The sequence below is a fragment of the Saccharothrix sp. S26 genome (assembly GCF_021390395.1).
In the GTDB taxonomy this organism is placed as follows: Bacteria; Actinomycetota; Actinomycetes; order Mycobacteriales; family Pseudonocardiaceae; genus Actinosynnema.
Genome location: NZ_JAJUWT010000025.1, coordinates 131,270 through 153,937 on the forward strand (window position 1 = coordinate 131,270; position 22,668 = coordinate 153,937).

23 protein-coding genes are annotated in these 22,668 nt (G+C 71.5%); 17 read left to right on the top strand and 6 right to left on the bottom strand.

Annotated features, from left to right (window positions below; translation table 11 throughout):
* Positions 1 to 26: 26 nt before the first annotated feature.
* Together LZG04_RS33890 and LZG04_RS33895 are read left to right on the top strand one after the other, a co-directional pair.
* Positions 27 to 1,004 (top strand): tyrosine recombinase XerC, encoded by a 978-nt coding sequence (locus LZG04_RS33890; RefSeq protein WP_233824859.1) that lies wholly within the window; start codon positions 27 to 29, stop codon positions 1,002 to 1,004.
* Positions 979 to 1,977 (top strand): FliA/WhiG family RNA polymerase sigma factor, encoded by a 999-nt coding sequence (locus LZG04_RS33895; RefSeq protein ID WP_233824861.1) that lies wholly within the window; start codon positions 979 to 981, stop codon positions 1,975 to 1,977. Before LZG04_RS33890 ends, LZG04_RS33895 begins: the two co-directional genes overlap by 26 nt.
* A 649-nt stretch (positions 1,978 to 2,626) precedes the next feature.
* Here LZG04_RS33895 and LZG04_RS33900 read toward each other — a convergent pair.
* Positions 2,627 to 3,214, bottom strand: a complete 588-nt coding sequence (locus tag LZG04_RS33900; RefSeq protein ID WP_233824863.1) for a M23 family metallopeptidase — start codon at positions 3,212 to 3,214, stop codon at positions 2,627 to 2,629.
* 351 nt (positions 3,215 to 3,565) lie between these two features.
* Between LZG04_RS33900 and rpsB the strand changes: the two genes are divergently transcribed.
* The 5 genes from rpsB (at position 3,566) to LZG04_RS33925 (ending at position 7,775) form a co-directional block, all read left to right on the top strand.
* Positions 3,566 to 4,429 carry a 30S ribosomal protein S2 gene (gene rpsB, locus LZG04_RS33905; protein ID WP_233824865.1) on the top strand — a complete coding sequence of 288 codons (864 nt, stop codon included), beginning with the start codon at positions 3,566 to 3,568 and terminating at the stop codon, positions 4,427 to 4,429.
* 154 nt (positions 4,430 to 4,583) lie between these two features.
* A complete protein-coding gene (tsf, locus tag LZG04_RS33910) occupies positions 4,584 to 5,399 on the top strand; it encodes a translation elongation factor Ts (RefSeq protein ID WP_233824867.1) in 816 nt (271 codons plus the stop codon).
* A gap of 139 nt (positions 5,400 to 5,538) precedes the next feature.
* Positions 5,539 to 6,249: a UMP kinase gene (gene pyrH, locus LZG04_RS33915; protein ID WP_233824979.1), complete on the top strand. Its 711-nt coding sequence runs from the start codon at positions 5,539 to 5,541 to the stop codon at positions 6,247 to 6,249.
* A 46-nt stretch (positions 6,250 to 6,295) separates the two neighbouring features.
* Complete coding sequence (gene frr / locus LZG04_RS33920) at positions 6,296 to 6,853, top strand: ribosome recycling factor (RefSeq protein WP_233824869.1); 558 nt, start codon at positions 6,296 to 6,298, stop codon at positions 6,851 to 6,853.
* A gap of 55 nt (positions 6,854 to 6,908) precedes the next feature.
* Positions 6,909 to 7,775, top strand: coding sequence for a phosphatidate cytidylyltransferase (locus LZG04_RS33925; protein ID WP_374202944.1), 867 nt, complete (start codon positions 6,909 to 6,911; stop codon positions 7,773 to 7,775).
* Here the strand turns inward: LZG04_RS33925 and LZG04_RS33930 are convergent.
* A complete protein-coding gene (locus LZG04_RS33930; protein WP_233824871.1) occupies positions 7,772 to 8,590 on the bottom strand; it encodes a VOC family protein in 819 nt (272 codons plus the stop codon). The genes LZG04_RS33925 and LZG04_RS33930 overlap by 4 nt on opposite strands.
* 55 nt (positions 8,591 to 8,645) lie before the next feature.
* On the opposite strand from LZG04_RS33930, the gene LZG04_RS33935 reads away from it, so the two are divergent.
* Both LZG04_RS33935 and LZG04_RS33940 read left to right on the top strand, forming a co-directional pair.
* Positions 8,646 to 9,392: a class I SAM-dependent methyltransferase gene (locus tag LZG04_RS33935; protein ID WP_233824872.1), complete on the top strand. Its 747-nt coding sequence runs from the start codon at positions 8,646 to 8,648 to the stop codon at positions 9,390 to 9,392.
* A 24-nt stretch (positions 9,393 to 9,416) separates the two neighbouring features.
* Positions 9,417 to 10,400 (top strand): aldo/keto reductase, encoded by a 984-nt coding sequence (locus LZG04_RS33940; RefSeq protein WP_233824874.1) that lies wholly within the window; start codon positions 9,417 to 9,419, stop codon positions 10,398 to 10,400.
* 1 nt (position 10,401) lies between these two features.
* Here the strand turns inward: LZG04_RS33940 and LZG04_RS33945 are convergent, their stop codons facing one another.
* On the bottom strand, positions 10,402 to 11,049 hold the full coding sequence (locus LZG04_RS33945) for a PadR family transcriptional regulator (protein ID WP_233824876.1): 648 nt from the start codon (positions 11,047 to 11,049) through the stop codon (positions 10,402 to 10,404).
* A gap of 133 nt (positions 11,050 to 11,182) precedes the next feature.
* Here LZG04_RS33945 and rlmN point away from each other — a divergent pair, with 133 nt between their 5' ends.
* The gene (rlmN, locus tag LZG04_RS33950; protein WP_233824878.1) at positions 11,183 to 12,289 is read left to right on the top strand and encodes a 23S rRNA (adenine(2503)-C(2))-methyltransferase RlmN; all 1,107 of its coding nucleotides are present in this window, start codon (positions 11,183 to 11,185) and stop codon (positions 12,287 to 12,289) included.
* A gap of 51 nt (positions 12,290 to 12,340) precedes the next feature.
* On the opposite strand, the gene LZG04_RS33955 is transcribed toward rlmN, so the two are convergent.
* Together LZG04_RS33955 and LZG04_RS33960 are read right to left on the bottom strand one after the other, a co-directional pair.
* On the bottom strand, positions 12,341 to 12,829 hold the full coding sequence (locus LZG04_RS33955; RefSeq protein ID WP_233824880.1) for a carbonic anhydrase: 489 nt from the start codon (positions 12,827 to 12,829) through the stop codon (positions 12,341 to 12,343).
* A gap of 220 nt (positions 12,830 to 13,049) precedes the next feature.
* Positions 13,050 to 13,307 (bottom strand): DUF2631 domain-containing protein, encoded by a 258-nt coding sequence (locus LZG04_RS33960; protein WP_233824882.1) that lies wholly within the window; start codon positions 13,305 to 13,307, stop codon positions 13,050 to 13,052.
* A 206-nt stretch (positions 13,308 to 13,513) separates the two neighbouring features.
* Here LZG04_RS33960 and LZG04_RS33965 point away from each other — a divergent pair, with 206 nt between their 5' ends.
* Positions 13,514 to 15,160 carry a histidine kinase gene (locus tag LZG04_RS33965; protein ID WP_233824884.1) on the top strand — a complete coding sequence of 549 codons (1,647 nt, stop codon included), beginning with the start codon at positions 13,514 to 13,516 and terminating at the stop codon, positions 15,158 to 15,160.
* A gap of 2 nt (positions 15,161 to 15,162) precedes the next feature.
* Complete coding sequence (locus tag LZG04_RS33970; protein WP_233824887.1) at positions 15,163 to 15,813, top strand: response regulator transcription factor; 651 nt, start codon at positions 15,163 to 15,165, stop codon at positions 15,811 to 15,813.
* A gap of 72 nt (positions 15,814 to 15,885) precedes the next feature.
* On the opposite strand, the gene LZG04_RS33975 is transcribed toward LZG04_RS33970, so the two are convergent.
* A complete protein-coding gene (locus LZG04_RS33975) occupies positions 15,886 to 16,152 on the bottom strand; it encodes a GlsB/YeaQ/YmgE family stress response membrane protein (RefSeq protein ID WP_233824889.1) in 267 nt (88 codons plus the stop codon).
* Positions 16,153 to 16,307: 155 nt separating this feature from the next.
* On the opposite strand from LZG04_RS33975, the gene dxr reads away from it, so the two are divergent.
* Genes dxr through LZG04_RS34000 form a run of 5 tightly spaced genes read left to right on the top strand, consistent with a single transcriptional unit; the run spans position 16,308 to position 22,656 of the window.
* The gene (gene dxr / locus LZG04_RS33980) at positions 16,308 to 17,528 is read left to right on the top strand and encodes a 1-deoxy-D-xylulose-5-phosphate reductoisomerase (protein WP_233824891.1); all 1,221 of its coding nucleotides are present in this window, start codon (positions 16,308 to 16,310) and stop codon (positions 17,526 to 17,528) included.
* Between the two features lies 1 nt (position 17,529).
* Positions 17,530 to 18,726 (top strand): RIP metalloprotease, encoded by a 1,197-nt coding sequence (locus tag LZG04_RS33985; RefSeq protein WP_233824893.1) that lies wholly within the window; start codon positions 17,530 to 17,532, stop codon positions 18,724 to 18,726.
* A gap of 22 nt (positions 18,727 to 18,748) precedes the next feature.
* Positions 18,749 to 19,906 (top strand): flavodoxin-dependent (E)-4-hydroxy-3-methylbut-2-enyl-diphosphate synthase, encoded by a 1,158-nt coding sequence (ispG, locus tag LZG04_RS33990; protein ID WP_233824895.1) that lies wholly within the window; start codon positions 18,749 to 18,751, stop codon positions 19,904 to 19,906.
* A gap of 50 nt (positions 19,907 to 19,956) precedes the next feature.
* Positions 19,957 to 20,811: a GNAT family N-acetyltransferase gene (locus LZG04_RS33995; protein WP_233824897.1), complete on the top strand. Its 855-nt coding sequence runs from the start codon at positions 19,957 to 19,959 to the stop codon at positions 20,809 to 20,811.
* A 45-nt stretch (positions 20,812 to 20,856) separates the two neighbouring features.
* Positions 20,857 to 22,656, top strand: coding sequence for a penicillin-binding transpeptidase domain-containing protein (locus LZG04_RS34000; protein ID WP_233824899.1), 1,800 nt, complete (start codon positions 20,857 to 20,859; stop codon positions 22,654 to 22,656).
* Positions 22,657 to 22,668 lie beyond the last annotated feature (12 nt).

Consider the following 22,668-nt stretch of genomic DNA (forward strand, 5'->3'; position numbering starts at 1 on the left):
CGCTCGAGGGCGGAGCGTCAGGGGCTATGTCCCCGCCGCCGCCCGCTCGGACACGTCGTGTCGACCTGGTTCGCCTGCGTCGCGCGCTGCCCGCGGACGTCGGCGAGGCCCTGGACCGCTACGAACGCCACCTCGCGATGGAACGCGGGCTGTCACCGCACACCGTGCGCGCGTACCTCGGCGACGTGGTCGCCCTGCTGGTCCACTTAGCCGGCGGCACGCCCGACAACGCCACCGTGGAAGCGATCGACCTGACCGGCCTGCGGTCGTGGCTGGCTTCCCAGCACTCCGCCGGCGCGAGCCGGACGACGATGGCCAGGCGTGCCGCTTCCGCCCGAACGTTCACCGCCTGGGCTTCCCGCAACGGCCTGCTCGCCACCGACCCGGGCCCCCGGCTGTCCGCGCCCCGCCCCCACCGCACCCTCCCCGCAGTGCTGCGGCCGGACCAGGCCGACGCCGCCATGGCGGCTGCCGAAGCAGGTGCGGAACAGGGCGATCCGGTTGCGCTGCGTGACCAAGCCGTGGTGGAGTTGCTGTACGCGACAGGCGTCCGGGTCGCCGAGCTGTGCGGGCTCGACCTCGACGACGTGGACTACTCCCAAAGGGTGATTCGAGTTCTGGGCAAGGGTAGTCGTGAACGCATGGTGCCGTTCGGCGTTCCGGCCGAACGGGCGGTACGGCGCTGGGTGGAACAAGGTCGATCCGCCCTGGTCAACGACCGTTCACAGCGCGCGCTGCTGCTCGGTGCGCGAGGCGGTCGGCTCGATCCCCGTACCGCCAGGCGGGTTGTCCACGATGTAGTGGGTGCGGTGCCCGAGACGGCCGACACCGGCCCCCACGGTCTCCGCCACTCCGCGGCCACGCACCTGTTGGAAGGGGGAGCGGACCTGCGCACCGTCCAAGAGCTACTTGGTCACGCTACGCTCGCAACGACTCAGCTCTACACACACGTCACCGTCGAACGGCTGAAGGCGATCCATGACCGAACCCACCCCCGCTCCTGACGTCGCAGGGGGAGGTTCGCGGACCGCAACCGTGACCTCTCCCTCCGCCGCGCACGTCGGGACCTCGTCGGCGGCGCGCACCGCGACTGGGACGAACGGTCACCACGTGGACGGCGAGTCGCTGGGCACGAACGGGCACGCGTTGCCCGCCGCCCCGGGCAGACCCGCGCACGCGGCGTCCGAGTCGAGGACCGCCGATGACGTGGAAGCCGGGATCATCGCGCTGTGGCACACCTACGGCGAATCGCGCCGGCAGGCCCTGCGCGACCGCCTCGTGCTGCACTACGCGCCGCTGGTGAAGTACGTGGCCGGCCGGGTCGGCACGGGCCTGCCCGCGCACGTCGACGTGGCCGACCTGATCCAGTCGGGCATCTTCGGCCTGGTCGACGCGATCGAGAAGTTCGAGCCCGAGCGAGGGCTGAAGTTCGAGACGTACGCGATGCAGCGCATCCGCGGCGCGATCCTCGACGACCTGCGCTCCCAGGACTGGGTGCCGCGCTCGGTGCGCAGCCGCGCCCGTGACGTCGAACGCGCCCTGGAACGCCTCGGCGGCCGCCTGCAACGCACCCCGACCGACCGCGAGCTCGCCGCCGAGCTGAAGATCGGCCTCGGCGAGCTGCGCGAGCTCTACGCCCAGCTCCAGCTCACCAGCGTGGTCGCCCTGGACGAGCTGATCGCCGCCGGCCGCAGCACCGGCGGCGCTGGTTCGTCGCTGGCCGAGTCCCTGCCGGACGAGGGCGCGGAGGACCCGATCGCCACCCTGGTCGACCAGGACAGCCGCCGCCAACTCGCCGACGCGATCGCCCAACTCGCCGAACGCGACCGCGTCGTGGTCACCCTGTACTACTTCGAGAACCTGACGCTGGCCGAGATCGGCAAGGTCCTGGGCGTCACGGAGTCCCGCGTGTGCCAACTGCACACCCGCGCGGTGCTCCGGCTGCGCACCAAGCTGAACGAGCAGCTGGACGCTTAGCGCTCGCCGGTCGGCGGGGCTCGGTCGCGGGCTTGGTGGCTCGGTGCGGAGGGGCGCTCGCCGGGTCGAGGGCAAACCGGCGGGGCGCTACCCGAAGTGGTGTTGATGCGCGGGGACGTCGGGCTCGTTGCGGGGCGCGAGCCGGTACCTCGGTCGAGGGAATTCAGGTTGAGGGCGACGCAGCGGCGGGTTGGCTCGCCGGTGCGGGGTGCGGGGTGCGGGGTGCGGGGTGCGCGGGTGTGGCGGTGCCGGGGGTGCCGGGGGTGCCGGGGGGTGAGGCGGTGCGCGGTGAGGCGGTCTGGCCGGTCGACTGTCTGAGTGGTGGCTGTGATGAGCGGTGGCGGGGGTGCGGCGGTGGGGCGGTGCCGGGGGTGCCCGGCGGTGTCGGGGATGTGGAGGGTGCGGTGTGGGCGGGTGCGAGACGAGGCGGGGTGAAGGCTGGCCGGTGCGGTGCGGTGCGGTGCGGTGCGGTGCGGTGCGGTGCGGTGCGGTGGGGTGGGGTGGGGTGGCGGTGCGGTGGGTGGCGTAGGTGCCGGGTGGGGAGGTCGGGGGCGGTGGTTGGCGGGTGGTCGGGTGGGTCAGGGTTGGTCAGGTGGTGGGGATGGAGGGGCAGTGGGGTGTGTGAGGTGGATGGCGGCTGGTAGGGGTGTTATCGCAGGTCAGAGTTAGTCTGGCGGGAGATGTGGGAGTGGTGGGTGGAGGGGGGAGTGCGGTTTGGGGTGGTCCGGCTTGGGAGGAGGCGGACGCGGCCGTTGGTCAGGAGGTGCAGTGGGTCCAGGTAGGTGTGGGTGTCGGGTGGGGTTCGGCGGATGGCGCCCCAGTGCAGGCAGGACGGGGTCGGGCAGCCCTCGTGGCCCGCGGTGAGGGTGCCGATCGGGGTTCCTCGGGGCACGTGTTGGCCTCGCTGGACGGTGGGGGTCACCGGTTCGTAGGTGGTGCGCAGGCCGCCCGCGTGCAGCAACGAGACCACCGTGCGGTGGGCTACCGGGCCCGCGTGCAGCACCACGGCGTCGGCGGCGGCCAGGACCGGTGTGCCCGGTGGGGCGGCCAGGTCGACGCCGCGGTGGCCGGCGGCGTACTCGGTGGCCGGGGCCTCGAAGGCTCGGACGACCTGGTGCGGTGGGGCCAGTGGCCAGGCGAAGCGCGGTGGCTTGGCGGCGTGGCCGGTCGGGGCCAGGGGTAGGGTCGTGGCGGCTGTCAAGGCCAGGACCAGCAGTGTTCGCATCGTGGGAGTCATGGGTCCAGCGTGGCGGCGCGGACCGGGGGCTACCAGTGGCTTCTCGCCACCTGTGGACAACTCGGTGGCCTGTGGACAACTGCGGGCCCGGTTCGTGGTTCTCCGGCCTGTCGGCGTACACTCGGTCCGCGGCCCGTGTGAGTGCGGGGCGACTTCGCGTGCCAATGCAGATCCGACCAAGTTTTCGGCGTGGTCGAGTCACGGCGTCCGGCGGTCCTGAGGTGAGACGCCTCCGGTTCGGACGGCGGCAGGGGCACCAGGGCGGCGGTCCGACCCGGCCCGCCGCGATGAACCGGAACGCGCGCCGGCCCACCGCCAGGCGCGCCTGAACGAAGAGGTGCGAACCCGGCCATGGCCGTCGTCACCATGAAGCAGCTGCTCGACAGCGGCGTGCACTTCGGGCACCAGACCCGTCGCTGGAACCCGAAGATGAAGCGCTACATCTTCACCGAGCGCAACGGCATCTACATCATCGACCTGCAGCAGACGCTGACCTACATCGACCGGGCTTACGAGTTCGTGAAGGAAACGGTCGCGCACGGCGGGTCGATCCTGTTCATCGGCACCAAGAAGCAGGCGCAGGAGGCCATCGCCAACGAGGCCCTCCGCGTCGGCATGCCCTTCGTCAACCAGCGCTGGCTGGGCGGCATGCTCACCAACTTCTCCACGGTGCACAAGCGCCTCCAGCGGCTCAAGGAGCTGGAGTCGATGGAGCAGACCGGCGGTTTCCAGGGTTTCACCAAGAAGGAAATCCTGATGATGAACCGCGAGAAGGACAAGCTGGAGCGCACGCTCGGCGGTATCCGCGACATGTCCAAGGTGCCCAGCGCCGTGTGGATCGTGGACACCAAGAAGGAGCACATCGCCGTCGGCGAGGCGCGCAAGCTGAACATCCCGATCGTGGCGATCCTCGACACGAACTGCGACCCGGACGAGGTCGACTACCCGATCCCGGGCAACGACGACGCGATCCGGTCCGCCGCGCTGCTGACCAAGGTCGTGGCCGAGGCCGCCGCCGCCGGTCTGATGGCGCGCTCGGGCGCTCGCACCCAGGCCGCCGACGGTGCCGACAAGCCCGAGCCCGGCCAGGACGAGCCGCTGGCCGAGTGGGAGCAGGAGCTGCTGGTCGGCGCGGACGCGCCTGCCGCTCCGGCTGCCGACGCCCCCGCCGCCGAGGCGCCCGCCGCCGAGGGCACCGAGCCCGTCCAGTCCTGATCCGCGCGCACGCCGCGCCTGCCTCGACCACGGCGGGCGCGGCGTGCGCACCGGGCCAGCACCGACCGGCTCACCACCGCACCACACCCCAGCGCGTACACGCGTCGGCGAGCGAAGCCGACGATCAGACCGCAGAAGGAACGGAAATCGCACGATGGCGAACTACACCGCCGCTGACGTGAAGCGCCTCCGCGAGCTGACCGCCGCAGGCATGATGGACTGCAAGAAGGCGCTTGAGGAAGCCGACGGCGACTTCGACAAGGCGGTCGAGATCCTGCGCATCAAGGGCGCCAAGGACGTCGGCAAGCGCGCCGAGCGCACGACCTCCAACGGCCTGGTCGTGGCCGAGGACGGCGTGATGATCGAGCTGCGCTGCGAGACGGACTTCGTCGCCAAGAACGCCGACTTCCAGGAGCTGGCCTCCCGGATCGTCGCGGTCGCCAAGGCCACCCGCCCGGCGGACGTCGAGGTCCTCAAGGCCACCGACCTCGACGGCAAGGCCGTCGACGCGGTCGTCCAGGAGTTCTCCGCCAAGATCGGCGAGAAGCTGGAGCTGGCGAAGGTCGCCGTCTTCGACGGCACCGTGACCACCTACCTGCACCGCCGCGCCGCCGACCTGCCGCCCGCCGTCGGCGTCGTGGTCGAGTACACCGGCGACAACGAAGAGGCCGCCCGCGGCGCCGCGATGCAGATCGCCGCGATGCGTCCCCGCTACCTCACCCGCGACGAGGTCCCCGCGGACGTGGTGGCCAACGAGCGCCGCATCGCCGAGGAGACCGCTCGCGAGGAGGGCAAGCCGGAGGCGGCGCTGTCCAAGATCGTCGAGGGTCGCGTGAACGGCTTCTTCAAGGACGTCGTGCTCCTGGAGCAGGCGTCCGTGACGGAGTCCAAGAAGACCGTCAAGGCCGTGCTGGACGAGGCCGGTGTCACCGTGACCCGCTTCGCCCGGTTCGAGGTCGGCCAGGCCTGATTCGCGTGAGGGCGGGGTTGCGCGCAGTCGTCGCGACCCCGCCCTTGCCGTGTCCAGAGGAGCACCTGTGAGCGCAGAGGTAGACCACGCGAAATCGGATCACGCCGACGACGAGCCGATCCACGGCTACCGCCGGGTGATGCTCAAGCTGGGCGGCGAGATGTTCGGCGGTGGCGGGGTCGGCGTCGACCCCGACGTCGTGCAGACCGTCTCACGCCAGATCGCCGCGGTCGTCCGAACAGGGGTCCAGGTCGCGGTCGTCATCGGCGGCGGCAACTTCTTCCGCGGCGCGGAGCTCCAGCAGCGCGGCATGGACCGCAGCCGCGCCGACTACATGGGCATGCTCGGCACCGTGATGAACTGCCTGGCCCTGCAGGACTTCCTGGAGCGCGAGCACGGCATCGAGACCCGGGTGCAGACCGCCATCACGATGGGCCAGATCGCCGAGTCCTACATCCCCCGCCGGGCCATGCGGCACCTCGACAAGGGGCGCGTGGTGATCTTCGGCGGCGGCGCGGGCATGCCGTACTTCTCGACCGACACCACGGCCGCGCAGCGCGCGCTGGAGATCGGTTGCGACGTCGTGCTGATGGCCAAGGCCGTGGACGGCGTCTACACGGCGGACCCCAAGACCGACCCGGACGCGCTGATGTTCGACAACATCACCCACCGGGAAGTGCTCGAACGGGGCCTGAATGTCGCCGACGCGACCGCGTTCAGCCTGTGCATGGACAACAACATGCCGATCATGGTCTTCAACCTGCTCACCGAGGGGAACATCGCGCGAGCCGTGCGCGGTGAGAAGATCGGCACGCTGGTGAGCACCCCCGGTGGTCGCCCGTCCTTCTAGACCTGCTGGGATTCGAGCCGAACTGCGCACACCAAGGGAGTCAGTCGTGATTGACGAGACCCTCCTCGACGCCGAGGAGAAGATGGAAAAAGCGGTGTCCGTGGCGAAGGAGGACCTGGCCGCGGTGCGCACCGGCCGTGCCAACCCCTCGATGTTCTCCCGCATCGTGGTCGAGTACTACGGTTCGCCCACCCCGCTCAACCAGCTGGCCAGCGTCGCCATCCCGGAAGCGCGCATGGCGGTGATCAAGCCCTACGACGCCAGCCAGCTCAACGCCGTCGAGAAGGCCATCCGCGACTCCGACCTGGGCGTGAACCCCAGCAACGACGGCTCGATCATCCGCGTGGTGATCCCGCAGCTGTCCGAGGAACGCCGCCGCGAGATGGTCAAGGTCGCCAAGGGCAAGGGCGAGGACGCCAAGGTGTCCATCCGCAACATCCGCCGCAAGGCGAAGGAAGAGCTGGACCGCCTGGTCAAGGACGGTGAGGTCGGCGAGGACGAGGGCACCAGGGCCGAGAAGGAACTGGAGAACGTCACCCACCGCTACGTCGCCCAGATCGACGAGCTCGTCAAGCACAAGGAAGCCGAGCTGCTCGAGGTCTAGTGACCTCGGCGGGTCCGGTCGGGAGTCCGCGCGCGGTGGCCGGTGGACGGCCGTGATGGGAGCACAACAGGTGTCAGGCGGCGGTGACCAGGGCGCGCCGGGGAAGAGTGCGTCACGCGCAGGGCGCAACCTGCCCGCGGCCATCGCCGTGGGCGTCGGCTTGGGCGCGGTCATCCTCGTCGCGCTGCTGACGGTGCGGCAGCTGTTCGTCGGCGTGGTCGCGATCGCCGTCGCGGTGGCGATGTACGAGCTGGCGGGCGCGTTGCGGCGCGGCGCGGGCATCCGCGTGGGCCTGGTGCCCGTGCTGCTGGGCGGTCAGGCCGTGGTGTGGCTGGCCTGGCCGTACGAGCGCGGCGGCGTGCTGAGCGCGTTCGTGGTGACGATCCTGGTGTGCCTGCTCTGGCGGCTCAAGGACGGCGCGGACGGTTACCTGCGCGACGTCACCGCGTCCATCTTCACGGTCGCCTACGTGGCCGTGTTCGCGGCCTTCGCGGTCATGCTGGTGGTGCCGGACGACGGCGTGTTCCGCGTCCTGGCGTTCCTGATCGGCGTGGTCCTGTCCGACACCGGCGGCTACGTGGCCGGCGTGCTGTTCGGCAAGCACCCGATGGCCCCCACCATCAGCCCGAAGAAGTCCTGGGAGGGTTTCGCGGGCTCGATGGTGGCGGGCATGGTCGGCGGTGCGCTCACCGTGGGCCTGATGCTGGACGGCCAGTGGTGGCAGGGCGTGCTGTTCGGCGCGGCCCTGGTGGTCACCGCGACCGCGGGCGACCTGGTCGAGTCGCTGATCAAGCGCGACCTGGGGATCAAGGACATGGGCACGCTGCTGCCCGGTCACGGCGGCCTGATGGACCGGATGGACTCGCTGCTGCCGTCCGCCGTGGTCGCCTGGCTGCTGCTGCACGTGTTCGTGCCCGGCTAGTCGTCGTACGGGTCGTCCACCCGGGTCTCGGTGGCGTCCTCCTCCGGCAACGGCGTGGTGCGGGACGGGTCGATGACCGAGAACACCGCGCCCGTGTGGTCGGCGACGACCGTGATCCGGCCGAACGGCGTGTCGTACGGCTCCACGGTCACGCGCCCGCCCAGCTCCAGCACCCGGGACGCGGCGGAGTCCGTGCCGATCTCCGGCGCGGCGGTGAAGTACACCATCCAGTGCGCCGGCGTGTCCGGCGCGAACGCCCGGCCCATCCGCTGACGCCCGAGCACGGTGTGCCCCTGCACGGCCCAGAGCGTGTAGTCGACCGCCTGACCATCACCGATCTGGGTGATCTCGTACCCGCACAGCTCGCCGAAGAACTCGTCCGCCGCCTGCCCGTCCCGCGTGTTCAGCTCGGCCCACGCGTACGCGCCGTGGCCGTCCGTGCCGAACACCCAATCGGGTGGAACGTGCCGGAAGCCGACCACCGCGCCGGTCGGGTCGGCGAGCACCGTGACGGTGTCCGAGGGCTCCCCGAGCACGTGCCCGCCCAACACCTGCGCCTTCTCCGCCGTGGCACGCGAGTGCGGCGTGTTCAGGTACAGCGTCCACGCGCTCGGCTGTTCGGCGACCACCAGTTCGGCCACCGGCACCCCGTCGACCAGCGCGATCGCGTTGCCCGGCGCGTCGGCGAAGTTCCAGCCGAACAGGCCCGAGTAGAAGTCGATCGCGGCCGGCAGGTCGGTGGTGGCGATGTCGACCCAGCACGGCGCTCCGTGGTGCTGCTCGGCCAGGGCGGGGGAATTGGGGACGATCGACACCACGTACCTCCTGCGAGCCGATTATTCGATCACGCTACGGCTCTAGAGTCGTCCCGTGAAGGGATTCGTACGCGCCGCGTTGGCCGCGGTCCGGCCGGTCGACGTCCTGCCGAGCCCGAACATCTGGCACTGGCCCGAGGTCTACGAGGTCGAGAACCGCGCGCAGGACGTGGACGGCGCGATCTGGAGCGCGCTGCGCGAGGAGTGCGACTGGGTCGGGCGGGACGTGGTGGACGTGGGCTGCGGCGACGGGTTCCACCTGCCGGTGTTCGCCCGACAGGCCCGTTCGGTGATCGGCGTCGAGCCGCACCCTCCGCTGGTGCAGCGCGCTCGGGCACGTGTGGCGGACGTGCCGAACGCCGAGGCGGTGGCCGGGCCCGCGCAACGCCTGCCGCTGCGTGACGCGACCGCGGACCTGGTGCACGCGCGCACCGCGTACTTCTTCGGCCCGGGCTGCGAACCCGGCCTGCGCGAGGCCGACCGCGTGCTGCGGCCCGGCGGCGCGCTGGCGATCGTGGACCTCGACGGCCTCGCCGAGCCGTACGGGCCGTGGTTGTGCGCCGACGAGCCGCGGTACAACCCCGTGGACGTGGAGCGCTTCTTCGCCGACCAGGGGTTCTCGTTGCGCCGCGTGCGCGCGCTGTGGCGGTTCGAGAGCCGTGCGGACCTGGAGGCGGTGTTGCGCATCGAGTTCTCCGCGGCGATCGCGGAGAAGGCCATCGCGCGCACGCCCGGCCTGTCGTTCGAGGTCGGCTACCGCGTGCACGTGCGGCGCAAGCCCGCCGGGATTGTGCTGCCCTGATAGCGCTCACATAGGATCCGGACCGTGGAGAACAGGAACGCGGGCAGGTTGGGTCGGCAGGTCGGGGTCGTGGGTCTGGGCTGCTGGCAGCTCGGCGCCGACTGGGGCCAGGTCGAGGAGTCCGACGCGCTGGCTGTGCTGCACGCGGCCGCCGACACCGGCGTGAACTTCTTCGACACCGCCGACGTCTACGGCGACGGCCGCAGCGAGACGCTGATCGGCAAGTTCCTCCGCGAGCGCGGCGACGCGGGCATCACGGTCGCCACCAAGATGGGCCGCCGCGTCGACCAGACGCCGGAGAACTACACCCGCGAGAACTTCCTGGCCTGGAACGACCGGTCGCGCGCCAACCTCGGCGTGGACACGCTCGACCTGGTCCAGCTGCACTGCCCGCCGACCCCGGTCTACTCGACCGACGAGGTGTTCGACGCGCTGGACGAGATGGTCGAGGCCAAGCGGATCGCCGCGTACGGCGTGAGCGTGGAGACCGTCGAGGAGGCGCTGACCGCGATCGCCCGGCCGGGTGTCGCGAGCGTCCAGATCATCCTGAACGCGCTGCGGCTCAAGCCGCTGGAGCGGGTGCTGCCCGCGGCGGCGGAAGCGGGCGTGGCGATCATCGCCCGCGTCCCGCTCGCCTCGGGGCTGCTGTCCGGCAAGTACACGGCGTCGACCACGTTCTCCGCGGACGACCACCGCAACTACAACCGCAACGGTGACGCGTTCGACGTCGGCGAGACGTTCTCCGGCGTGCCGTTCGAGGTGGGCCTGGAGGCGGTGGAGCGGCTGCGGCCCCTCGTGCCCGCCGGCGCGACCATGGCGCAGTTCGCGCTGCGGTGGGTCGTGGACCAGCCCGGCGTCACGGTGGTCATCCCCGGCGCCCGCAACGCCGAGCAGGCGCGCGCCAACTCGGCCGCCGCGGACCTCGCGCCGTTGCTGGCGGAGGCGCTGGACGAGGTCCGGGCTGTGTACGACTCGCTGATCCGGCCGCTGGTCCACGACCGCTGGTAGGTCACTCCTCGGCGGTGTCCTCCTCGACGTCGAGCTCGCCGAGGATCGCGTACAGCTTGCGGCGGGCCTCGCCGATCACCTCGACGGCGCGGGCCTGCTGTTCGCGCGTGCCCGCGTGGGCCATCTGCTGCATGGCCGCGTGCAGGTGGCGTGCCGCCGTGCGCAGCTTCGCCGCGTGCGCGCCCAGGTCGTCGGTGACCTGCTGCCAGGGCGGCGCGCCGTCGAGGTTCGCCGCCTCGTCCCGACCGGTCTCGGTCAGCGTGAACAGCTTCTTGCCGCCCGCCTCCTCGGTGGAGGCGACGAGGCCCTCGTCGGCCAGCAGTTGCAGGGTCGGGTAGACCGAGCCGGGGCTGGGGCGCCAGAGGCCGTCGGTGCGGCGGCCGATCTCCTGGATCATCTCGTAGCCGTGCATGGGGCGTTCGGCGAGCAGCGTGAGGACCGCCGCGCGGACGTTGCCCTTGCGCTGCCTGCCGCCGCGACCCCGGCCGTGGCCGAAGAAGCCCGGTGGCTCGGGCGGCAGGGGCGGTCCGGGGAACGGGCCGCCGCGGTCGAAGCCGCCGCCGCCGAACCCCCGTCGCGGGTCGCCGAAGCCGTGCTCGCGGTGCAGCCGGTGGTCGTGGTGCCGGTGTCCGTGTCCGTGGAAGTGCATCGTCTTGCTCCTTTACGTCGATCGGTTTCGACGTGTCGACGATATATCGGAACGTATCGCGATGCAACGGTGATGGCGGTCGCAGCCGCCGTGGTCCTGGGCACGTCGTGCGCGTGGGACACTGGACGGTGCTATGACTGCCCTCCCCCTCGTCTTCGACGCGCCCAAGCGCGGGCTGCCGCCGCGCCACCTCGCCGACCTCTCCGCCGACCAGCGTCGAGAGGCCGTCGCCGCGCTCGGTGAGAAGCCGTTCCGCGCCGCGCAGCTGTCGAACCACTACTTCGGCCGGTTGACCGTCGACCCCGACGCGATGACCGACATCCCCGCCGCCGCCCGGGAACGCCTGGTCAACGACCTGATGCCGCCGTTGTGGACGGAACTGCGCAGCGTCGAGGCGGACGGCGGCACGACGCGCAAGACGTTGCTGCGGGCGCACGACGGCACGTTGGTCGAGAGCGTCCTGATGCGCTACCCCGACCGCGCGACGCTGTGCATCTCGTCGCAGGCGGGCTGCGGCATGGCGTGCCCGTTCTGCGCGACCGGCCAGGGTGGGCTGACCCGCAACCTGTCCACCGCGGAGATCGTGGACCAGGTGCGGCGCGGCGCGGCGGCCATGCGCGACGGCGAGCTGCCCGGCGGGCCGGGACGGCTGTCGAACATCGTGTTCATGGGCATGGGCGAGCCGTTGGCCAACTACAAGCGCGTGGTCGAGGCGGTGCACCGGATCTGCGACCCCGCGCCGGAGGGCCTGGGCATCTCGCAGCGCTCGGTGACGGTGTCCACGGTGGGCCTGGTGCCCGCGATCCGGAAGCTGACCGAGGAGAACCTCCAGGTCCGCTTGGCCGTGTCGCTGCACACGCCCGACGACGAGCTGCGCGACACGCTCGTGCCGGTGAACACCCGGTGGAAGGTCGCCGAGGTGCTGGAAGCCGCCCGCGGCTACGCCGACCGCACGGGCCGCCGCGTGTCGATCGAGTACGCGCTGATCCGCGACATCAACGACCAGCCGTGGCGCGCGGACCTGCTGGGCAAGCTGCTGCGCAAGCACCTGGGCCAGCTGGTGCACGTGAACGTGATCCCGCTGAACCCCACGCCGGGCTCGAAGTGGGACGCCTCGCCCAAGCCGGTGGAACGGGAGTTCGTGCGCCGGGTCAACGACCAGGGCGTCGCCTGCACCGTGCGTGACACCAGGGGCCAGGAGATCGCCGCCGCCTGCGGTCAGCTCGCCGCCGAGGGCTGAGCCCCGACCAGCGCGACGGCCGCCGGTGTCCGGGGCCGTCGCGGGCGGGTGTCAGGCGACCTCGTTCAGCTTGCCCGTCGCCACGTCGAAGACGAAGCCCCGCACCGAGTCCTTCACCGGCACGAACGGGCTGTTGCGGATCCTGGCGATCGACTGGCGCACGTCCTCCTCCAGGTCGCTGAACGCCTCCGCGGCCCACGAGGGCTTGACGCCCGTCTCGTCCTGGATCGAGCGCTTGAACTCGTCGTCGGTGAACGTCAGCATGCCGCAGTCGGTGTGGTGGATCAGGATCACCTCGCGGGTGCCCAGCAGGCGCTGGCTGATCGCCAGCGAGCGGATCTCGTCCTCGGTCACCACGCCGCCCGCGTTGCGGATCACGTGGGCCTCGCCCTCGTTCAGGCCGAGCACCCGGTAGACGTCCAGGCGCGCGTCCATGCACGCCACGACGGCGACGCCCTTCGCGGGCGGAAGGGGGAGGGGGCCGGAGAAGTCGGCCGCGTAGGCCGCGTTGTTCGCCAGGAGTTCGTCCGTCACGGACATGCCGGAGTCCTCATCTGCGGGAGCGGGTGACGTGTGCGCTGCGTCACCGAGCCAACTGCCGCACCGGTCGTTCGGGCAACCGGTGCTCAGCCCGTGGGACCGATTGACCGCGTCCTACCCACTGTTCGGGCCAGGAGAGGACCGCTCACGTCGAAACCACCCGCGGACGGCGAAACTCCCGGCACGCACGAGCGCGCCGGGAGTTCGGGTGTCACGGGGGTCAGCGGCGCCAGGAGGTGCGGCTGCGGACCTGGTCCCAGATCAGCAGGCCGGCCATGGTGACGCCGGTCAGGACGACCCAGATGTCCTCGGTGCGGCCGTGGTGGTTGCCGATCAGCAGGGCGAACACGCCCAGGGTGGAGAGCCAGCCGGCGATCTTGATGCCCTTGGGGAAAGTGCCGTGCCAACCCCACTCGGCCGAGGGCTCCTCGTGGGGGTCGACCGACGGACGCTTGTCCAGTTCCGAGGACGAAGACACAGCCGCACGACCTTCCTGCCCGATCACGTTCACCAACGGCGTCATCGTCCCACACGCGCGCGCACGCCGGGACGTGAGGTGCGCGGCACCGCCGGGCCGATCGCGGACGTGCCGGTCGGCGGGCGTCACCTGCGTCAACTTTCGTCGGCGAGGGTCGAGACCAAGGAACGCGGCCGGCGGGCGGGCGGTTCTTTACCGTTGCCCCCGTGACGTCCGTCGTTCAACGGCTCCGGCCCGCCCTGCCGGATCTGCGGGAGGCGCCCGCCGCGTTCCTGCGCGCCCACGCCGAACGCCTCCGCCGGGTCACGCCCCTGCGCGTGGGCCGCGAGGTGCTGGCCGTCCTCGTGTTCGTCGGCCTGGACCTGTTCCCCGGCTGGGTCTCGGGCAGTTCGCCGCTGTCCGGCTGGGCGATGATCGCCCTGGGCATCGGGTACGTGGCGATCTACCTCACCAGGCTGCTGTTCCCCGCCGTGGCGCTGCTGGCCGCCACCTGGGTCGTCTTCAGCTCCGAGCACGGCGGCATCGCGTTGGTGGTCATGCTCGCCTACGCCGCCGGCTACCGGATCGCGCCGTGGCAGCGCGCGCTGCTCACCGGCGTGCTCGCGCTCGCCCTGCACATGTTCGCCTGGGGCGTGTCCACGCCGGGCCTGTCCGGGCCGTTCGGCCAGTGGGTGATGCTGACCGTCTACTGCATGGTCGTGGCGCTGCCGTTCCTGGTCGGCCGGTACGCCGCGCAGCGCAACGCCCTGGTCGCGGCCTTGCAGGAGCGCGAGGAACGGGTGGTGCGCGAGCGGCGGATGGTGTCGCGCCAGGTGCGGCTGCGCGAGCGCAACCGGATCGCCCAGGACATGCACGACAGCCTCGGCCACCGGCTCAGTCTCATCTCCGTGCACGCGGGCGCGTTGACCATGGACACCGGCCTGGACGAGCGCCAGCGGGAGGCGGTGCGGGTGCTGCGCAGCGCGGCCCTGACCGCGATGGAGGAGCTGCGCGGCGTCATCGGCGTGCTGCGGCGCGACGAGGAACCGGAAGAGGACCAGGTGCGCCGGACGGTCGACGCGATCGACGAGCTGGTCGACGGCGCGCGGCGGGCCGGCGTGCGGGTCAGCCTGGTCCGCGGCGGCCAGCCCGTGCCGCTGCCCGCGAAGGTCAGCCACGCCGCGTACCGCATCGCGCAGGAGGGCCTGACCAACGCCAACAAGCACGCGCCGGGCGCGAGCGTGCAGGTCACCGTGAAGTACGAGCCGGACGCGCTGGTCGTGGAGGTGCGCAACAACCCGCCCCGCGCCAAGCCCGCGGGCGGCGGTGGGTTCGGGCTGATCGGGCTCGGTGAGCGGGTGCGGCTGGCGGGCGGCATGCTGCACGTCGGCGAGCTGCCGACCGGCGGGTTCCGGATCGCGGCCGTGCTGCCGTACGAGGACACGGCGGCGGCGGGCGATGAGCCGTCGGACGACCCGGTGGACGGCGAGGCGTCCGCGCCGGCCAAGCCGACCGGCATCCGCAAGTGGGCGGGCGTCGGTTCGATCGTGCTGGCGGGGGTCGTCGTGCTGGTGGTCGTCGGCGGCTACACGTGGATCGGGTCGCAGCCCGTCACCAAGGTGGTGTCCCAGGAGCTGTACGACTCGGTGTCGGTGGGGCAGTCGCAGGCCGAGGTGATGGCGAGGCTGCCGGGCGGGGCGGAGCCGCCGTTGGGCGACATCAGGTCCAAGGCCGCACCCGAGCCCCCGGGTGCGCGGTGCGAGTACCGCGTGGCCGACGTGCAGACCTACTCGTCCCGGGCGACCAAGATCGTGCGGTTCTGCTTCGCGAACGGCACCCTGGTCGAGAAGAACACCCACTTGCAGGGGATGTGAACGTGATCCGGGTCCTCATCGCCGACGACGAGCCGCTGATGCGCGCGGGCATCAAGGCCATCCTCGGCACCGCCGACGACATCGAGGTGGTCGCCGAGGCCGGTGACGGGCGGGAAGCCGTCCGGCTCGCCCTGGAACGGCGGGTGGACGTCGCCGTGCTCGACATCCGCATGCCCCGCCTGGACGGCCTGGCCGCCGCGCGCGAGCTGCGCACCGCCGCCCCGTCGGTGCGGGTGGTGATGCTCACCACCTTCGGCGAGGACGACAACATCGTCCGGGCCCTGTCCGACGGCGCGGCCGGGTTCCTGCTGAAGGACTCCGCGCCGGAAGAACTGCTCCGCGCCGTGCGCGCGGTTCACTCGGGCGAGGCGTACTTGTCGCCCATGGTGACGAGCCGGGTGGTGGGGATGGTGGCGCAGGTGGGCCAGCCGCGCCGCCAGGAGGCGATGCGCCAGGTCGAAGGGCTGACCGAGCGCGAGGTCGAGGTGCTGGCGCTGCTCGGGCTGGGCATGTCCAACGCCGACGTGGGGCAGCGGCTGCACATGAGCGAGGCGACCGTGAAGACCTACGTGAGCAGGCTGCTGGCCAAGCTGGGGCTCACCAACCGGGTGCAGGCCGCGCTGCTGGCGCGGGACGCGGGCCTGGCCAACTGACCGCGCACACGGGTGTGCCCCGCCGATTGCTCGACGGGGCACACTCAGAGTAGTTGTCGACTACGAGCGTCGTCATGCCCTGGCGCGGTTGCCGGTCACCATCCGGTAGATGCCGAGCACGATCAGCGAGCCGAGGATGGCGAGCAGCCAAGTGCTCAGGTCGAAGAAGGTGTTGATGTCGGTACCGAAGATGGCACGGCCGACGAAGCCACCGATGATGGCGCCGACGATGCCGAGCAGCATCGTGATGATGATGCCGCCGGGGTCCCGACCAGGCATGATGGCCTTGGCGATGGCACCCGCGATGAGGCCGAGGACGATCCAACCCAAGATGCCCACGGGGGCTCTCCTTCCTGAAGGCCGCGACGGGCGGATCCGTCGGGCGCTTGATCGAGGAATGCCCACGTTCGAGTGAGACCACGCGTGCGTTATCGTTCCGTTATCGAAGTACCGCTGTGCGGCCTATCAGGAAGCCTCGGGAACAATGGGTGGTGATGAGCACACCACGCACGATCCTGGTCCTCGGGTCGACCGGGTCGATCGGCACCCAGGCCCTGGACGTCGTCGCCGCCAACCGCGACCGGTTCTCCGTGGTCGGACTGGCCGCGGGCGGCGCGGACCCGGCCGCCCTCGCCGCCCAGGCGCTGGACTTCGGGGTCCGGGCCGTGGCCGTCGCCCGCGCCACCGCGGTCGAGGACGTCACGCTGGCCCTCTACGCCGAAGCGCAAAAACGCGGTTACTCGCGCGGCGCCTTCACGTTGCCGCGAATTTACGCCGGTCCGACCGCAATGACCGATTTGGTGGATTCGACGCCGGCCGACGTGGTGCTCAACGGCATCACCGGCTCCATCGGCCTGGCGCCCACCCTGCACGCGCTCAAGACCGGCGCCACGCTCGCCCTGGCCAACAAGGAGTCGCTGATCGCGGGCGGCCCCCTGGTGCTGCGGGCGGCCAGGCCGGGCCAGCTCGTGCCGGTCGACTCCGAGCACTCCGCGCTGGCCCAGTGCCTGCGCGGCGGCCGCGCCGACGAGGTCGCCAAGCTCGTCCTCACCGCCTCCGGCGGCCCGTTCCGCGGCCGCACCCGCGCCGACCTGGCCGGCGTCACGGCCAGTGACGCCCTGGCGCACCCCACGTGGTCGATGGGCCCGGTCATCACGGTCAACTCGGCCACCCTGGTCAACAAGGGGCTGGAGCTGATCGAGGCGCAGCTGCTGTTCGGCGTGCCCTACGACCGCATCGACGTGGTGGTGCACCCCCAGTCGATCGTGCACTCGATGGTCACCTTCACCGACGGCTCCACGCTCGCCCAGGCCAGCCCGCCGGACATGAAGCTGCCGATCGCGCTGGCCCTGGGCTGGCCCGACCGCGTCCCGGGCGCCGCCGCCGCGTGTACTTTCGATGTCGCGACGGCGTGGACGTTCGAGCCGCTGGACGACGAGACGTTCCCGGCGGTGCGACTGGCCAGGCAGGCGGGCTCCGGCGGCGGCTGCCTGCCGGCGGTCTACAACGCGGCGAACGAGGAGGCGGTCGCGGCCTTCCTCGGCGGCGGCACGTCGTTCACCTCCATCGTGGACACTGTGGAACGGGTGCTCGCGGAGGCGGACGGCTGGGCGCACGAGCCGGTCGACGTCGACGAGGTTCTCGCGGCGGAGCAATGGGCCCGGGCGCGGGCGCGGGAACTCGTGGCCACTTCGGTGGGGTCTGGAAGGGACTGACGTGCTCGTTTTCCTGGGCATCCTGCTGTTCGCCCTGCTCATCGGCATCTCGATCGCGCTGCACGAGCTGGGCCACCTGGCCACGGCGAAGATGTTCGGGATGAAGGTGACCCGGTACTTCATCGGGTTCGGGCCGAAGATCTGGTCCTTCCGCCGGGGCGAGACCGAGTACGGCCTCAAGGCCATCCCGGCGGGCGGCTTCTGCGAGATCACCGGCATGACCGCCCTGGAGGAGGTCGCGCCGGAGGACCAGCACCGCGCGTTCAACCGGCAGAAGACCTGGAAGCGCGTGGTCGTGCTGTCCGCGGGCTCCGTCACGCACTTCATCGTCGGCTTCGTCATCCTCTACTTCATGGCCTTCACCATGGGCATCCCGAACCTGCGCGACAGCGCGGTGATCGCGGAGGTGGCCCCGTGCGTGCAGAACAGCACCGACGCCGCGTGCGCCCCCGGCGCCCCCTCACCGGCCAAGGACGCGGGCTTCCGGGCCGGCGACGAGATCGTGGCGGTGGCCGGCGCGTCCACGCCCACGTGGTCCGACGTGCTGACCAAGACCCGCGAGCGGACCGGCCCGACCGAGTTCCGGGTGCTCCGCGACGGCGAGGAGCTGACCCTCACCGCCGACGTGGCCCGCGTCGAGCGCGAGCTGGAGCGCAAGGACGGCACCCGCTACAAGGAGGAAGTCGGCGCGATCGGCGTCATCCAGCAGCGCAACTTCGAGTACAACGCGATCACCGCGTTCGGCGGCGCGACGCAGTTCACCGGCACGATGTTCGAGAACACCTGGCGCGGCCTGATCAACTTCCCGAAGAAGATCCCGGCCGTGATCGAGGCCATCGGCGGCGGCGAGCGCGACATCGACAGCCCGGTCAGCGTGGTCGGCGCGAGCCGGCTCGGCGGCGAGGCGGTCGACCGCGGTCTGTGGCAGCTGTTCTGGCTGATGCTGGCGGGGCTGAACTTCTTCGTGGGTGTGTTCAACCTCCTGCCGCTGCTGCCGCTTGACGGTGGTCACATTGCCGTCAACCTGTACGAACGGGTGCGAAACTGGATCCGGAAGCTGCGCGGCCTGCCCGCCGGAGCGCCCGTCAACTACCTGCGGTTGCTGCCGCTGACCTACTTCGTGATCTTCGTCGGCGGCTCGGTGACGCTGTTGACGATCACCGCCGACATCGTCAACCCCATCAAGCTCTTCCAGTGATCCCAGTGAGAGGTGCCAGTTCATGAGTGACGGCGTCATGCTCGGTCTTCCGGCGATGCCTCCTCCGGTGTTGTCGGAGCGGCGCAAGACCCGCCAGCTCATGGTGGGCTCGGTCGGTGTCGGCAGTGAGTTCCCGGTCTCGGTGCAGTCGATGACGACGACCGTCACGGCGGACGTGAACGCGACGTTGCAGCAGATCGCGGAGCTGACCGCGGCGGGCTGCGACATCGTGCGGGTGGCGTGCCCGTCGCAGGACGACGCCGACGCGCTGGCCGCGATCGCGAAGAAGTCGCAGATCCCGGTGATCGCGGACATCCACTTCCAGCCGAAGTACGTGTTCGCGGCCATCGAGGCCGGGTGCGCGGCGGTGCGGGTCAACCCCGGTAACATCAAGAAGTTCGACGACAAGGTCAAGGAGATCGCGCAGGCGGCCCGCGACCACAACACGCCGATCCGCATCGGCGTGAACGCGGGCTCGCTGGACCCGCGGCTGATGGCGAAGTACGGCAAGGCGACGCCCGAGGCGCTGGCGGAGTCGGCGCTGTGGGAGGCGTCGCTGTTCGCCGAGCACGACTTCCACGACCTGAAGATCTCGGTCAAGCACAACGACCCCGTGGTGATGATCCGAGCCTACGAGCTGCTGGCCGAGCAGTGCGACTACCCGTTGCACCTGGGCGTGACCGAGGCCGGTCCGGCGTTCCAGGGCACGATCAAGTCGGCGGTGGCGTTCGGCGCGCTGCTGCGGCAGGGGATCGGCGACACGATCCGCGTGTCGCTGTCCGCGCCGCCCGTCGAGGAGGTCAAGGTCGGGCACCAGATCCTCCAGTCGCTCAACCTGCGCCCGCGCAAGCTGGAGATCGTCTCGTGCCCGTCGTGCGGGCGGGCCCAGGTCGACGTCTACACGTTGGCCGAGCAGGTCACCGCCGGTCTGGAGGGCATGGAGGTGCCGCTGCGGGTCGCCGTGATGGGCTGCGTGGTGAACGGGCCGGGCGAGGCGCGTGAAGCGGACCTGGGCGTGGCGTCGGGCAACGGCAAGGGCCAGATCTTCGTCAAGGGCCAGGTGATCAAGACCGTGCCCGAGCACCAGATCGTGGAGACCCTGATCGAAGAGGCCATGCGCATCGCCGAGGAGATCGGCGAGACCGCCGAGGGCGGCGAGCCGGTCGTGACGGTCGGCTGAGCGGGTGGCGGACGCGCGGGGAACGGTCTCCATCTGGCAGGCTTGACGGCGTGCTGAGGTTGGCTGGCGCGCGCTTGCTCGACGAGCGGGACCTGTCCGAGGTGCTCGCCGTGCTCGCGGCCGACCCGGTGGCGTCCTGCATGGTCGCCGCCCGGGTCGAGGCCGCGGGCCTGGACCCGTGGCGGCTCGGCGGCGAGGTGTGGGCGTACGACCACCGGTCGCTGCGCGGCGGCCGGCTCGACGCGCTGTGCTTCGCCGGGCCGAACCTCATCCCGCTGCGCGGCAACACCGCCGCGCTGCGCGGCTTCGCCGACCGCGCCCGCCGCCGCGGCCGCATGTGCTCGTCGCTGGTCGGACCCGCCGAGCAGGTGCTGGGCCTGTGGGAGGAGCTGTCCCCGGACTGGGGCCCGGCCCGCGAGGTGCGCGCCGACCAGCCGCTGATGGCGCTGGGCACCGGCCCGTCGATCCCGCTGGACCCGCTGGTGCGGCAGGTCCGGCCCGACGAGCTGGACCGGTACCTGCCCGCCGCGATCGCCATGTTCATCGAGGAGGTCGGCGTCGACCCGTGCGCCGAGGACGGCGGCGCGTCCTACCGGGCGCGGGTGGCCGAGCTGATCGCGGGCGGGCGGGCGTTCGCCCGGTTCGAGGGCGGCGAGGTCGTGTTCAAGGCCGAGATCGGGGCCATGTCGGCGCAGGTCGGCCAGATCCAGGGCGTGTGGGTGCGGCCGGACCGGCGCGGCCGGGGCATCGGCGCGGCGGGCACCGCGGCCGTGGCCGAACGCCTGGTCAAGGGCCTGGGCCGGACCGCGTCGCTGTACGTGAACTCCTACAACGACGTGGCCAAGGCGGCGTACCGCAAGATCGGCTTCTCCCAGGTCGGCCAGTACGCGACCGTGCTGTTCTGAGGCCGACGCGCCGCGCCGCCGGCGGCACCCGGCATACTCGGCGCCGTGATCGCGCGCAAGGTGGCCCTCTTCGGGGTGGTCCTGCTGCTCGTCAGCGGCTGCGGCCTGTTCTCCTCCCGGCCCGGTCCCGACCAGGTGGCGGGCGACTTCCTGGCCAAGCTGGCCGCCGGTGACGTCGACGGCGCGGCCGGCCTGACCGACGACCCGGGCGGGGCCAAGGACGTGCTCGGCAAGGTCCGGGAGGTGCTCAAGCCCCAGGGCCTGGGCGCCAGGGTCGAGCAGGTGCGCTCGGCGGGCGAGTCGACCACCGCCGACGCGACCGCGCAGCTGGACTGGGACCTCGGGCACGACCACGCGTGGAGCTACCAGACGAAGTTCGACCTGCGGCGCGAGGACGAGGACTGGAAGGTGCACTGGGCGCCCTCGGTCGTGCACCCGAAGCTCGCCGTGCAGCAGACGCTGGGCGTGGCCGACGTGAAGCCCGCGCTCGCGCCGGTGCTGGACCGCGACGGGACGCCGTTGCTCGCGCCGGAGCAGGTCGTGTCGATCCTGCTCGACGCGAAGGAAGCGGGCGACGTGAACGCGGTGGCCCAGGCGCTGGCCGCGGCGCTGACGCCGATCGACGCCGCGATCACCCGGCAGTCGATCCTGGACGGGGTGGCGAAGGTGCCCGCCGGTCAGGTCTACCAGGTGGCCGCGCTGCGCGACGCGGACTACCAGACCGTGAAGCCCGCCATCTACGAGCTGCCGGGGGTGCGGTTCACCACGCAGACGAGCCTGCTCGCGCCGTCGCGCACGTTCGGCTCGCAGGTGCTGCCCGCCGTGCGCAAGGCGGTGGAGGAGGAGATCGCCGGCAAGTCCGGGGTCCGCGTCTACACGGTGAACGCGGCCGGTGACGAGGTCGAGGCCCTGCACGAGCAGGATCCGGAGCCCGCGCAGGCGATCTCGACCGCGTTGAGCCGGGCCGTGCAGGTGGCGGCGGAGGACGCGCTGGAGCCCGTGGCGCAGGCGGCGATGCTGGTGGCGTTGCAGGCGTCGACCGGCGAGATCCTGGCCGTGGCGCAGAACGGCCCGGCCGACGCGGAGGGCCCGGTGGCGCTGACCGGCCGCTACCCGCCCGGGTCCACGTTCAAGATCGTGACGGCGGCCGCGGCCCTGGCGTCCGGGCAGGCCACGGCGGACAGCCCGCTGCCGTGCCCCGGCAGGACGGTGATCGACGGGCGGCGCGTGGTGCCGAACGACCACGAGTTCGACAAGGGCACGATCGGGCTGCACTCGGCGTTCGCGTTCTCGTGCAACACCACGTTCGCGCAGCTCGCGGCCGGGATGGCGCCGGACGCGCTGACCAAGGCCGCGGACTCGTTCGGCCTGGGCGTCGACTTCGAGATCCCGGCGATCACCACGATCACGGGTTCCGTGCCGCCCGCCTCGGACGTGGTGGAGCGGGCGGAGGACGGCTTCGGCCAGGGCAAGCTGCTGGCCAGCCCGTTCGGCATGGCGGTGGTGGCGGCGACGACGGCGACGGGCAAGGTGCCGGTCCCGACGCTGCTGAAGGGCCGGGAGACGAAGGTCGACCACACCCCGACCCCGCCCGCGCCCGCCGTGCTGGAGCCGTTGCGCGCGATGATGCGCGAGGTGGTCGAGACCGGCACCGCGCCGCAGCTCAAGCCGTACGGGGACGTGCGCGGCAAGACGGGCACGGCGCAGTTCGGCGACGGGACCAACTCCCACGGCTGGTTCGTCGGCTACCGCGGCGACGTGGCCTTCGCGACCCTGGTGCTCGGCACGAACAGCTCCGCCCCGGCGGTCGACGCCTCCGCCCGCTTCCTGGCCGCGCTGGGCTGAACGGCGCAACAT

Bases quoted from the DNA above. Each gene is read 5' to 3' on its own strand.
- LZG04_RS33955 (WP_233824880.1), bottom strand. From the start codon at position 12,829: ATGTCCGTGACGGACGAACTCCTGGCGAACAACGCGGCCTACGCGGCC.
- LZG04_RS33945 (WP_233824876.1), bottom strand. From the start codon at position 11,049: ATGCACTTCCACGGACACGGACACCGGCACCACGACCACCGGCTGCAC.
- LZG04_RS33895 (WP_233824861.1), top strand. From the start codon at position 979: ATGACCGAACCCACCCCCGCTCCTGACGTCGCAGGGGGAGGTTCGCGG.
- LZG04_RS33890 (WP_233824859.1), top strand. From the start codon at position 27: ATGTCCCCGCCGCCGCCCGCTCGGACACGTCGTGTCGACCTGGTTCGC.
- rlmN (WP_233824878.1), top strand. From the start codon at position 11,183: ATGACTGCCCTCCCCCTCGTCTTCGACGCGCCCAAGCGCGGGCTGCCG.
- tsf (WP_233824867.1), top strand. From the start codon at position 4,584: ATGGCGAACTACACCGCCGCTGACGTGAAGCGCCTCCGCGAGCTGACC.
- rpsB (WP_233824865.1), top strand. From the start codon at position 3,566: ATGGCCGTCGTCACCATGAAGCAGCTGCTCGACAGCGGCGTGCACTTC.
- LZG04_RS33925 (WP_374202944.1), top strand. From the start codon at position 6,909: ATGGGAGCACAACAGGTGTCAGGCGGCGGTGACCAGGGCGCGCCGGGG.
- LZG04_RS33900 (WP_233824863.1), bottom strand. From the start codon at position 3,214: ATGACTCCCACGATGCGAACACTGCTGGTCCTGGCCTTGACAGCCGCC.
- dxr (WP_233824891.1), top strand. From the start codon at position 16,308: ATGAGCACACCACGCACGATCCTGGTCCTCGGGTCGACCGGGTCGATC.
- pyrH (WP_233824979.1), top strand. From the start codon at position 5,539: ATGCTCAAGCTGGGCGGCGAGATGTTCGGCGGTGGCGGGGTCGGCGTC.
- ispG (WP_233824895.1), top strand. From the start codon at position 18,749: ATGAGTGACGGCGTCATGCTCGGTCTTCCGGCGATGCCTCCTCCGGTG.